At 64.4% G+C, this 11,487-nt stretch carries 11 protein-coding genes; 4 read left to right on the plus strand and 7 right to left on the minus strand.

The features are described from left to right. Window positions 1–30 precede the first annotated feature (30 nt). From AC1VVG_RS28675 to AC1VVG_RS28685, 3 genes are all read left to right on the plus strand, one after another. Window positions 31–561, plus strand: a complete 531-nt coding sequence (locus AC1VVG_RS28675) for a chemotaxis protein CheW (protein ID WP_482836981.1) — start codon at window positions 31–33, stop codon at window positions 559–561. Further along, the gene (locus tag AC1VVG_RS28680) at window positions 558–995 is read left to right on the plus strand and encodes a hypothetical protein (RefSeq protein ID WP_226227393.1); all 438 of its coding nucleotides are present in this window, start codon (window positions 558–560) and stop codon (window positions 993–995) included. Before AC1VVG_RS28675 ends, AC1VVG_RS28680 begins: the two co-directional genes overlap by 4 nt. 382 nt (window positions 996–1,377) lie before the next feature. Next, entirely contained in the window at window positions 1,378–1,647 is a 270-nt protein-coding gene (locus tag AC1VVG_RS28685) for a hypothetical protein (protein ID WP_034187971.1), read from the plus strand. 209 nt (window positions 1,648–1,856) lie between these two features. On the opposite strand, the gene AC1VVG_RS28690 is transcribed toward AC1VVG_RS28685, so the two are convergent. Continuing rightward, window positions 1,857–3,425 (minus strand): methyl-accepting chemotaxis protein, encoded by a 1,569-nt coding sequence (locus AC1VVG_RS28690; RefSeq protein ID WP_482836982.1) that lies wholly within the window; start codon window positions 3,423–3,425, stop codon window positions 1,857–1,859. 516 nt (window positions 3,426–3,941) lie between these two features. On the opposite strand from AC1VVG_RS28690, the gene AC1VVG_RS28695 reads away from it, so the two are divergent. Beyond that, window positions 3,942–4,358 (plus strand): hypothetical protein, encoded by a 417-nt coding sequence (locus tag AC1VVG_RS28695; RefSeq protein WP_059556683.1) that lies wholly within the window; start codon window positions 3,942–3,944, stop codon window positions 4,356–4,358. On the opposite strand, the gene AC1VVG_RS28700 is transcribed toward AC1VVG_RS28695, so the two are convergent. The 6 genes from AC1VVG_RS28700 to AC1VVG_RS28725 form a co-directional block, all read right to left on the minus strand. Next, complete coding sequence (locus tag AC1VVG_RS28700; protein ID WP_482836984.1) at window positions 4,320–5,294, minus strand: endo alpha-1,4 polygalactosaminidase; 975 nt, start codon at window positions 5,292–5,294, stop codon at window positions 4,320–4,322. The genes AC1VVG_RS28695 and AC1VVG_RS28700 overlap by 39 nt on opposite strands. Window positions 5,295–5,300: 6 nt before the next feature. Continuing rightward, entirely contained in the window at window positions 5,301–6,674 is a 1,374-nt protein-coding gene (gene pelG / locus AC1VVG_RS28705) for an exopolysaccharide Pel transporter PelG (protein ID WP_069704616.1), read from the minus strand. Beyond that, window positions 6,674–8,320 carry a GT4 family glycosyltransferase PelF gene (gene pelF, locus AC1VVG_RS28710; protein WP_367188539.1) on the minus strand — a complete coding sequence of 549 codons (1,647 nt, stop codon included), beginning with the start codon at window positions 8,318–8,320 and terminating at the stop codon, window positions 6,674–6,676. The genes pelG and pelF overlap by 1 nt, the downstream gene beginning before the upstream one ends. Further along, complete coding sequence (locus AC1VVG_RS28715; RefSeq protein ID WP_059556724.1) at window positions 8,317–9,351, minus strand: tetratricopeptide repeat protein; 1,035 nt, start codon at window positions 9,349–9,351, stop codon at window positions 8,317–8,319. The genes pelF and AC1VVG_RS28715 overlap by 4 nt, the downstream gene beginning before the upstream one ends. 64 nt (window positions 9,352–9,415) lie before the next feature. Then, a complete protein-coding gene (locus tag AC1VVG_RS28720; protein WP_482836986.1) occupies window positions 9,416–10,876 on the minus strand; it encodes a PelD GGDEF domain-containing protein in 1,461 nt (486 codons plus the stop codon). A 34-nt stretch (window positions 10,877–10,910) separates the two neighbouring features. Beyond that, entirely contained in the window at window positions 10,911–11,408 is a 498-nt protein-coding gene (locus AC1VVG_RS28725) for a penicillin-binding protein activator LpoB (protein WP_080287820.1), read from the minus strand. Window positions 11,409–11,487 lie beyond the last annotated feature (79 nt).

Below are 11,487 nucleotides of genomic sequence, written 5' to 3' on the forward strand. Positions count from 1 at the left end.
GCACGAACCATCCATTTTCTGGAGCATGACATGACGGAAGCAGTTGAAATCGCGGAGAGCACACCCGTACGCGAAAGCGCCGGCGACGCGACCAAGCAGGTATTTGTCGCTTTCGTGCTCGGCGACGACGAATACGGCATCGATATCATGAGTGTCCGCGAAATTCGCCCCTATGTAGAACCGACGCCCGCCGCCGATGCGCCGCCGTTCGTCAAAGGCACGATCAACCTGCGCGGCCTCGTCATGCCGATCGTCGACCTGCGCACGACGTTCTCGCTGGACCCGATCAGCGACACCGTACCGACCGCCATCATCGTACTCGACGGTGCGGAACAGGCGATCGGTTTGATCGTCGACTCGGTGAGCGGCGTCGTCGATATCGATCTCTCCGCTCGCCGCCCCGCGCCGGAGGTCGGGACCGCGATGCAAACGGAATGCGTCACGGGCCTCGCCATCCATGAAGGGGACGACGGCGAACAAATGCTGACCCTGCTCGACATCGATCGACTGATGGAAACGATCGATGTCGGCGCGCGCTGGAACCGACCGAGCGAAGCTTGATCGACATTCAACCGATGACGAAAGACACGCAACGGCCGCCGGTATGGCGGCCCATCGAGTTTTTGCCGATCCTGTTTTATCTGGTCGACATTCAAGTGGACGAAGCGCGGGCGACCTTTGACAAATTGACCCGGCACACGACGGAAGGACGCATGGCCGATCCTGCGATGCGCGAACGAGTCACGCATTACTACATCGGGCAACGGAAGCTGTTGCCGATTCAATACGAGCAATTCATGCGTTGGCAATGGGAAGCCACGACTACGGAACAACGGGAAATGCTCAGGCGGATCGGCGAGCGCGCCGACCACCTCGCCGCGCTGTACGATTCGATCATCGCGTGGTTCGACGAATCGTCCCGGGCAACATCCGGCGTCAAGCAGCCGAACGATTCGTCGACGTTCGCCCGACCTCGATTCGAGCCGGCGCCATGAGCCTATGCGCACTGGCTTTGCGTCAACCCGCCGTGCGAATGAACGGCATCGGCGATGTAACCGGCATCGCCTCCCTTTCCAAACTATTTCGGTTGATTGACGACAATAAAACAATACCCACATCAACCTCGATCGGCGTCTAATTCGTTGACGCCGGTGTATCGATTGCTTGACACATCTGATTGTTCGCTGTTGGCAGTGCCTTTGTCCGGCATAGGCCTTGACGTGGCACGTCGCTTGCATGTTTCGCGCGAACAGGAAGCGGCCCGTGCAACGGTGGACGTAGTCGAAAGCGGACCGGATAGCGCGGCATGCTCGCCTGGCCGTCACGCTGCTCCTATGCGCGGCGACATACCGTATGGTCTTCAAACAGGTGCCAAGGATGAACATGCTACCGATCGAGAGCACGCTGCCCGTTTTGACGGATGCGGGCACGCTGCAATTTTCCGCTTATGGATTCGGTTGGGGATATCGCTCGTTTTCGTTATTGCGCGAGACCGTCCGCACCTGCCTCGGCGCCCGGGATACGAGCGAACAGCAGATTCGGTTGGCCTTCGAACTGAATCGGCATCGGATCCTTCGCGCGGTCGGACCGTTCTCGGCGATACCGTATCAAGGCGAGACGATTCCCGTTCCGGTCGAGAACCTGTAGAAAGCTTGCGCAGACATTCATCCACGCTTGAAGAGGGGCGAAACGACATGCGGGCATGACGTGGTCGCCACACGGAAGCGCGATACGGCCGGCGCTCGGTTCACCGGACATCCTGCGACAAACTGCCTCGATCCACGAAAGCATCGCCACGCGAGCGACTCGGCGCCTCGCGCATCGACTTCGAGTGGAGCACCGGGATTCGGGGGGCGTCAGTGCGCGAGCGCGCGACCGATCCTGAATACCCCGACCACCTCGCGCAGCGTGGTCGCCTGCTGTGCCATCGCCTGCGCGGCCGCCGATGCCTGCTCCACGAGCGCCGCGTTCTGCTGCGTGACCGAGTCCATCTGGCCCACGGCGACGTTGACCTGCTCGATACCCGTTCCCTGTTCGTCCGACGCCGATGCGATTTCATTCATGATGTCGGTCACTCGCCGCACGGACTGCACGATCTCCGACATGGTGGCGCCCGCGCGTTCGACCTGCTGCGACCCTTGGGCCACGCTTTCCACCGAACCCGTGATGAGATCCTTGACTTCCTTGGCCGCGTTCGCGCTGCGTTGCGCCAACGTGCGCACTTCGCCGGCCACCACCGCAAATCCGCGCCCCTGCTCGCCCGCACGCGCGGCCTCGACTGCCGCATTCAGCGCGAGGATGTTCGTCTGGAACGCAATCCCCTCGATCACGGTGATGATTTCGGCAACCTTGCCCGAACTGCTCGAAATGGCGCGCATGGAGTCGACCACCTGGTTCACCACTTCGCCGCCGCGCATCGCGACCTCGCACGCGCTGCCCGCAAGCACATTCGCCTGCCGGGCGTTTTCCGTATTCTGACGAACCGTCGCGGTCAACTGCTCCATGCTGGCCGCCGTTTCCTCGAGCGAAGCCGCCTGCTCCTCCGTTCGCTGCGAGAGATCCAGGTTACCTTGCGCGATTTCGCCAGCCGAAGTCGTGATCGATTCCGCGGTCGACTGGATTTCCGACACGATGCCGCTCAGTTGCCGCCGCATCGATTCGAGCGACGCCATCAGGCTGCCGCGATCGTTCGGCGCGACCGGCACAGGTGCTTCGAGATTGCCTTCGGCAATACGCCCGGCCACGACCGCGGCGTCGGCGGGCTCGCCCCCCAGCGACCGCATGATTCCGCGCGTGATGACGGTTCCCAGCACGATCGAGAGGACGACGGTGATGACGCCTGCTGCCGCCAGCGTCAACTTGGTCAACGCAGTCAAGCTAGCCACTTCCCCTGAGCGCTGATCGAGCAGCGACTGCTCGGCCTCGTTCAGCTCGGCGGTCACGGCTCGATAGCGATCCATGAACTGCTTGTCGTTGCCCTGCTTGAAGTAGTCGATCAGCACGTTGGCCGGCTGCGTACCGGCATTGACGTCACGCCGCATCGCGATCAGCTTGTCATCGATCTCCGCCACCTTCCGATGCATGTCGCGCAGTGTCTCGAGACGACGCTGCTGCGCCGCGTTGTCCGCGGTGAGGCCGCGAACGACATCGAGCGACGCGGCGAACTGCTTGACGCCTGCCTTGTAGGGCTCCAGAAACCGGTCATCCCCCGAGGCCACGTAGCCGCGCACGCCCGTCTCCATGTTGACCATGCTGGTCAGCATGTCGTCGTTCGCTCGCAAGACCTGGTAACTATGAACGTTCCAGCCGTTCGCCTGATTCAGCTTCAGAAAATTGACGATCGAGATCGCGCTGCCGATCAACGATATAAGTACGACGATACCGAATGCAACGCCCAGCTTCCTGCCGACTGTCATGGAGCCCATGCTTGCTTCCCCCCGTGTGTTGTTGTTCGTTATGTCGGCACGCAAGCAAACTTCCTGTAACTCATGCATTCCTCGCCTGAGGAAACCTTTCGCGAGATGGTCGGATATATCGGTCGGCTTGCCCTGACACGCTTGCGCCTCAGGTGACAATCCGTCCTCGCAAACGATCACGGGCGTATTATCTTTTTATCGATTGCCGCGAAAAACGTCGCGTCGGCCGTGATGAAAATGCAGGACGCCCTCGTCACTGGGGAAACGGGAAACGGGAAACGGCAGCGCGGTCGCATCGTCGCGTACCGCGACGAGTACGGATTTCCATACATCGGTGTCACGAACCGTTGACACATGGGTTTCAGCCCTGCCGGCCAACCCTTGCCTGATCGAGCGGACCCGATGGCATACCGATTGCATGTATTGCGCGGTCGATGTCCAGCCAGTGGCTCAATACCAGCGCGCGCAGCGTGGGGGACTCTCGACACAGATCGACAAAACAGTCATCCCGGCGGATTTCCAACGATGAACGACACCACGCGACAAGCGCCGGCATGGCGACCGATCCGGTTTTTGCCGACCTTCCTTTATTTGTTCGACGCTCAACTGGACGAAGCGCGTGGGATACAGGTCAAACTGACCACGCACAAAATGGAGCCGCACGTGCTGGACGGCGCGATGCTTGGACGAATCCGGCATTACTACGCCCGGCAACGAAAAACGTTACCGATTCAAGACGAGCAGTTCATGCGCTGGCAAGCAGAGGCCACGACCGCCGAGCAGCGAGAAATGCTTGCTCGCGTCAGTGTGCACGCAGACGAACTCTCCGGGCTGTTCAATTCGATCATTGCGGCAATCGACGCGCTGTCTCGAGATACGCTCGACAGCAGTAGGCAGAATGCGTCAATCTCCGCCGAACCTCGCGTCGCGGCATCGCCATGATGCCGTCGCATCGGGGCCCGTGCCGACGGTGCGCAACGCTCCGTCCGTCACATACGGAATGAGACCCGTCGCGCGAATCTTCGCGGCGATCGTGTCGCGGCACGCCGCGTCTTCCGGCGGGCAATAGTCGATCGAGACCACCGGTAGCGCATAGCGCGCTTCAATCGCCTTTGCTTGCGCGAGCAACCAGTCGCGATCCGCCGCGGGGACGGCGCCGTAACGCCGGTTGCGCTGATCCCAGTTGCCGAACAGCGATTCGAATGCAACCGCGGCGATCGCGTCATGCACCTTCGGCAAGATCTCGAAGCCGCGGTTCAGGATCAGTTGCGCAGTCGGATAGCGCGATTTCACGGCGTGGATCACGGCGACCAGGCCAGCCTCCTGCTTCGCGCGCGCCGCTTCCGTCTTCGCGACGAGCTGGTACGAATCCAGCGTGTCGAAAAAGAAGCCTCGGTACCCACGCGCCCACAGCGGCGCGATCACCTGTTCGACGAAAAACGACGGCCACCCCTGCGCCGACTGATCGACGACCGCCGACGCCCATGTCGTATTACGCCCGAACAACCACCGTTTCGGCATCCTGCGCGCATAGTCGCGCTCCTGCGTGACTTCGCCGACGCTCACATAGGCGAACCACGCGGGGCGTCGCACGTCTTGCGCACGTGGATCGAAGCCGCTGTCGGGTTCGACGACAACGACATCGAACTTCTCCAGCTGGCGAACCGGCACGTCGTTGCCGTAGAAGAACGCGACGGAATGCGCACGCATCGCATCGGCCGGATCGCACGCGTCGGGCGACGATACGGGCGGTGCGGGTTGCGCATAGCCTGCCCGCCCGCACAGCGCACCCAAGATGACGACTGCGATGGCAGCCGCGGCCGGCGCCAGCGCCATCATCGGCCGCCCGTGCGGCCGACGGATTCGGAATGAAAACATATCTCCTCAATGACGCAACATATAGGTTTCGTATTCGAGGCGGCCGAACTTGCGGTCGAGCAGCAGGACCGCCGCGACATCGAGAACGAGCAGCGCAAGCGCGAAGCCATAGCCGTATGCATCCGGCGTCATCCATAGCGTGATGCCGGTCAGCACGCCGTTGAGCGCGACGAACGCCGTCGACAGCGCCACGACCAGCCGGCGCGCGTCGAGATAGAAGAATACGTTCAGCAAACCCAGCAGCAGCACCTGCAGACTCGCGGCGATCACGTCGACGAGCAGAAGCGGAAGGTACAGCGTCGAGATATGCAGGGCCGCCAGCAGCCAGTGACCGAATGCGACGATCAGCACCAGCACGGCGGCCTGCACCTTGATGATTTCATACAGCCCGGCGCGCACGCTGCCGACCATCATGTCGCGCATGTCGTTGATGTGCCGCAGCGTCGCACCGCTGCGCACGGCTTCGTAGAACGCATCGTAATACTCGACGAAGTCCGCCTCGATGCGTACCAGGAACGTCGCCATCCCGGGCATCACGCAAACGTACGCGATGAACACGGGTATGTCGTAGATCACCGATGCACGCAACGGCCCGATCACCTGCGCACCCGTGCCCGGTGCATACCAGAACATGAACTTGTCGAGCCATACGCCGAGATTGAACAGCAGTCCGACAAGCGCGAGCGTCGGATACGCGAAGCGCCGGTCGAGCATCTCGAACGAGACGAAGCGATCGCTGCGGTAGTTTCGGTAGATCAACCCCGAAAGCCCGGTAAGCAAGACGAGATGCCCGGCGACGAAACCGCCGAGCAGGCCGCAAATGCCCTGCCGGTTCAGCATCAGCGCGAACGCGACCGTGCAGCCGTATCCGACCAGGAATACCGCGAGAATCTGCCGGTACTGTTTCACGCTGGACAAAAAGATCACCGCGATCCAGATATTGCTGACGATGACGAATCCCGCGACCATCAGCAGCCGATACAGCAGCGGCTCGCCGCGAAATCCCGACGCCACCGCGATGAAGCCGGCACATCCCGATGCCGCCGTGGCAATCAGCGCCACACCGTTATAGTTCGACAGCACGAGATCGTCGCGCTTCTCGAACAGCCGGTCGGAGATGAAGCGCGTGAACGACAATTGCAGCGGCCCGGTCAGAATCAGACTGCACGCGATCAGGTAAGTCACCGACACCTGAAACTGGACGATCGCATATTTGGGTATCACGAACGCGACGCTCATCACGCCGATGATCAGAATTCCGAATATCGACAGAATCAGCGGCCCGGAGCTGATCAGCCCCGCATACGCGTATGCGCGTGCGACGCCGAAGAGCGTCTGTTGCCGCAGGATCTTGCGCAACTCGAAGCCGATGCCGGCCATCAGCGGCCCTCCTTGCGCGAGCCGGATGCAACCACGCCCGCACCTGCATGGTGCACCGGGCAGCCGGCTTCGAACGGCCGCCCGCGGCGCATCCGGTCGGGGGCGATCGCGAGCGCATCGTACAACGCCCGATACCGGTCGATCATCTGTGCACGCGTGTAGAAGCGTCGGACGCGGGAGAGGCCGGCTTGCTGCGCGGCCTGCCAGCGCTGCGCGTCGCCGAGCAGGTCGAGCGCCGCCTGCGCGAACGCGGCCGGATTCGCGATCGGCACGACCGCGCCGGCGGGCCCGAACGCGCGGTCATCCTCTCCGAGCCCTTCGATCAGTTGCCGGCACGACCCGACGTCCGTGGTAATCGACGGCACGCCGGCCGCGAAGCCTTCGAGCACGACGAGCGGGAGCGCCTCGCTGATCGAGGTCAGCGCGATCACGTCGACTTTCGGCAAAATGTCGTGCATCCGCTGGAAGCCGAGAAAGCGCACCGTCGTCGCGAGCCCGAGGCTCTGCGCGAGCGCCCGGCATTCCAGCGCGTACGCGGGATCCTCTTCTTCCGGCCCGACGATCCAGCCTTCGATTTCCGGCATCGTCCGCGATGCGATGAACATCGCGCGGACGAACGTCTTGATGTCCTTGATCGGCACCACGCGGCCGATCAGCGCGACGACGCGGCGCGGGCCGCCGTCCCGCTTGTCCAGCAGCGGCGCGAAGCCGTCCACGTCGACGCCGTTCGGAATATTGCGCGTCCGGGCGGCATCGGCGCCGTCGGCGATCTGACGGTGCCGATTGGCCTCGTAGAGCGCGACGATCTCGTCGGCCGCGTCGTAGGCGAGCTTGCCGAGTGCTTCGAAGAAACGCACCCACAGCGCGCGAAAATAGCTGATCGCCGATACGTCCCGCTCAAACGCGCCCCGGTTGTCGCGGATCCACTCGCTTTGCAGCAGATCGATCTTGCGTTCCTTGGTATAGATACCGTGCTCGGAAACGAGTAGCGGCCGGCCCGTGCGGTAATGCAACAGCGCACCGAGAAAGCCCGCATAACCCGTCGATACGGTGTGATAGACGCGCGCCGGCGGCAGTCCGCGTGCGATCCGCGCAAGCTGCCACAGCGGCTTGTGCATGATCCGTACCGTCCAGAAGTAGTCGGTGAAGGACGGGTCCGTGCAGTAGCGGCGATAACGCTCGACGATGAAGTCCCACGCCGCGCGGCTGGTGGAAAACTGCCGCTCGTTCAGCGGTCCGTCGTCGTCGATCAGTTGGACCAGGTCAGCCATCAGCGCAGCCGGATTCGCCACGACGCCGTCCGCATCCCGCCCGCGCCACGCATCGTGCAGCGCAGCCGAACGCCTGAACGCTTCGGCGTCGCCGGGAATCTCCCGTGCGCTGCCCGTATCGGCGGGCACGTCGCCATACAGATAATGGGACTCGAAGTGGACGACGTTGTCGGGCAATGCGTACGCGGCGCCATGATAGTCGTCTTCCCGGCTGCCGATGAACACGATCGCGAAGTGCTTGTGCGGGTAGGCACGAATCATCTCGTTGACCCAGCTCGATACGCCGCCTCGCACATACGGGAACGTGCCCTCGAGCAGCAGGCAAACGTCGATCGCGGTCGACGGACCGGCACGGCGGTGAATGGACGGTTTCATGACGACCAGTAACGAACGACGGGATTGAGAACGGGCAGCGCGGCCGCGTTGCCGAGCGACGCGAGCAGTTCGGCCGTGCGCGGATACTCGCCACGCAGGAATGCAGCCTCGGCAAGCCACGGCACGAGACGCTCGCGCGGAAAGCCCCATTCGAGCGCACGGCTCATGTATTGCACGGCCGCGTCTGCGTCGCCGGTCGCGAGTGCGAGGCGGCCGCGAACGAGCCACATCGCCGCGTCGCCTGCGTCGATCGCGAGCGCGGCCTGCGCGTGGCGGTCGGCCTGTTCGCGCGTGTGCCCGTGCACCGCACCGAGCACGAGATTCTGATAGACCAGCTCGAAGTACAGCTCGGCAAGCCGGCGATGATTCGCCTGGCGCGTTGCATCGTCGTCGGCGGCATCGAGCGTCTGCTGCGCACGGAAGATGTTCTGCGCGATCTCGTTCTCGGCGCGGTCGAGCGTGCCGTATGCGATGAGCCGCACGTCTTCGAGAGGATCGGCGAGCAGATCGCGCAGCAGCGTGCCGGTCGTGCGCGTCGGCATGCTCTGGATCGCAACCAGCGCGGAGAGCCGATCCGACGCGGCCACCCGCGTATTCACGAGACGCGCCTGCAGACGCGCACCGCCGCCGTGCGAGACGCGCGACACGAGATAGGTGACGAACTCGGGCAAAGGCACGTCGGCGTATGCGTCGTCGCCCTGCTTCGCGGGCCAGCAAGCCGCCCACGCACAGCTGGCCAGCACGACGAGGCCGCCGCCGACCGGCACGAACGTACAGGCGAGCCAGAGCGCCGCGAGCGTCCCGTTGCGTTGGGTTCGGTAACGTTGCGGCAGCAACTGCCGGTACAGCACCGCCTGCGCCGCGCCGCCCGCCACCATCGCCCCGAACACGGGCCACAGGGGGTCAACCGACGGTGCCAGGACGGTCATCGCCGCCCCCACCCGGGCGGACCCGCCGAACTGCACGAGCACGGCATACTGCAGCGCCGCGACGATCGCAATGCCGACGCACGACGCGAGTGCGGCCAGCATCGACGCCGGCGGCACGCGCAACGCGTGCCGCTCGAGACCGGGCGCCCGCGAACCGGATCGCGGCCTAGACATGAACTCCGCATCCCTTCAGCAGGCGCTGCAATGCCGCCCCCGGTTCGAGGCTGCCCAGATGCAGCGTATGCACGCCGATCCGCGCGCCTTCGAGATCGAGACCGAACTGCGCCGCGAAGCTCGCCTCGATGCGCGCGAGATAACCGTCGACGCCGGCCGTATCGGTCGCCGGCATCAGGTTCACGAGCACCGATTGCGTCGGCGTCTTCAGCGGCCATATGAGATCGAGCGAACGGCGCCCGCGCATCACGTGCTCGAACAGCGAATCGTCCGCCTCGTCGTGCTGGAACACGAGCGCGACCAGCGACGACGCGATCCCCGACTCGCGCTGCAGGCGCGTCAGACGCGCGATGTCGAGCGCGAATTCGTACGGGCATGCCGGTACTGCCGCCACCACGTCGCGCACGCACGCCGCATGCTCGACGCCGTCCGCGTAAAAGCCGAGCAGCACCAGCAGCAGTTGCAGATTATCGAAGTTCAGCGACAGAAACGGCATGCGCTTGATCGCGAGCAACGCGATCAGGCGACCGTCGGCGCACACGACCGGCGCGGCGACCAGCAGCGCCGTATTCGGCGCCACGTCGCCGCCGCTCTTCGGATGGGCGATGCATTTCGTCTCGAGCATGCGGGCCACGAGGCCGTCGCGCGGGTCGAAATCGAATGCATCGCCGAGCCGCGCAACCGGTTCGCACACGATTCTGGGCGACTGCGTCGCGCCTTCGACCGGATACAGCGCCGCCACCTCGATCTGACATGCCTGCGCGACGAATTCGAGCAGCGCGTGCGCACCGGGTAGCCGCACCGTGCTCGCCACACCCTGCGGAGGCGCATCGAATCCGTGCGCGAGCGACAGACGGCGCAGTTCGGTGATCGAATCCCGCAGCGTGGTCGGCTTCGACAGCAAATCCTTTTCCAGCCGCTCGTGCGACAGACGCATCAGGTAGTGGCTCTTCGTGATCGCGACGAGCCGGTCGTTCAGATAGTCGTTGAGCGCGTTCGCCCGAGTTGCGCGAGCGCCCCACGTGTCGCCAAAATGGCCGACGACGATCGTCTGCAGCAAACCGCCGGCGAAGCGCTGCAGCGGCCACACTTCGCCGGCCGCGGCAGGATGCAGGTGGGCGACGCATTGCCATGCGCCGATCATCAACGCGTTCGCGAGCAACCCGAGCAGCGTCCCGTAACGCAGCGCGACGACGAGCGGGCCGAACCACAGCCATGGAAAATCCGCATGCAGCAGCAGCGGATCGCTCCGGTCGAAGTGCCACGCAAGCGCGAGCACGATCAGCATGAACACGATCGTTTCCACAACCGAAATCGGCCGCGCAGCGGCCGGCGCGACGAGACGGCGTATCCGACTCAGGTGCCCGAACGGATTCGTCTGGCGCGATCGAGGCGACGCCGATGCAGGGCCGCTCCCGCCGTGAGGGTTATCGGTAGCGTTCGCGGAGCTCATGGTCGTCTTCCGGTGCAGTCGTGTCGAGCACGCATCACGAGCGCGGACGCAACGGCGCGAGCAGGCGGCCGACCAGCGCATTCGCGACGCTCGACAGGCTCGAACGGCTCCAGCCGCTGCGCGTACCCGCGGCGCTCCAGACGACCCGGCCCGACTCGACGTCGACGAGTTCGAAGGTCAGGCCGGCGACCGGCTCGCCGTCGACGCCCACCTTGTAGCGCCACTCCTCGACGGCGCCGGCCAGCACGTACTTCACGTGATGCTCGCGCGCCCACGCGAGCCGACGCTCGCCCGTGTCGCGCTGCGCGGTGTCGAACATCGCGTTGCCGTCTCCGTCGGCCGGCGCGAGACGCACGTCGGCCAGCCCGTTCGCGCGCAACACGGTCGCCGCGAGCGCCGCGGCGCTCCCGCCCGCCGCGGGCGTTTCGGTGAAGTTCGCAATCGGCGCGATCGCCACCGCATCGCTGGCCGCAAGCGTCGGCGCCGCAGTCTGGCGCATCGAGCCGCAGCCCGCGAGCACCGCCGCCGACATCGCGATCGCCGCGCCCCAACGGACGAGCCGGGCTGCCTCCGCGCAGCGCAACCATCCGGACCGTACAGCCGCTTCGTTA

This window comes from Burkholderia sp. L-4 (genome assembly GCF_056856535.1).

Bases quoted from the DNA above. Each gene is read 5' to 3' on its own strand.
- AC1VVG_RS28720 (WP_482836986.1), bottom strand. From the start codon at position 10,876: ATGAGCTCCGCGAACGCTACCGATAACCCTCACGGCGGGAGCGGCCCT.
- pelG (WP_069704616.1), bottom strand. From the start codon at position 6,674: ATGGCCGGCATCGGCTTCGAGTTGCGCAAGATCCTGCGGCAACAGACG.
- AC1VVG_RS28685 (WP_034187971.1), top strand. From the start codon at position 1,378: ATGAACATGCTACCGATCGAGAGCACGCTGCCCGTTTTGACGGATGCG.
- AC1VVG_RS28725 (WP_080287820.1), bottom strand. From the start codon at position 11,408: ATGTCGGCGGCGGTGCTCGCGGGCTGCGGCTCGATGCGCCAGACTGCG.
- AC1VVG_RS28695 (WP_059556683.1), top strand. From the start codon at position 3,942: ATGAACGACACCACGCGACAAGCGCCGGCATGGCGACCGATCCGGTTT.
- AC1VVG_RS28715 (WP_059556724.1), bottom strand. From the start codon at position 9,351: ATGCTGGCCGCACTCGCGTCGTGCGTCGGCATTGCGATCGTCGCGGCG.
- AC1VVG_RS28690 (WP_482836982.1), bottom strand. From the start codon at position 3,425: ATGGGCTCCATGACAGTCGGCAGGAAGCTGGGCGTTGCATTCGGTATC.
- pelF (WP_367188539.1), bottom strand. From the start codon at position 8,320: ATGAAACCGTCCATTCACCGCCGTGCCGGTCCGTCGACCGCGATCGAC.
- AC1VVG_RS28700 (WP_482836984.1), bottom strand. From the start codon at position 5,294: ATGTTTTCATTCCGAATCCGTCGGCCGCACGGGCGGCCGATGATGGCG.
- AC1VVG_RS28675 (WP_482836981.1), top strand. From the start codon at position 31: ATGACGGAAGCAGTTGAAATCGCGGAGAGCACACCCGTACGCGAAAGC.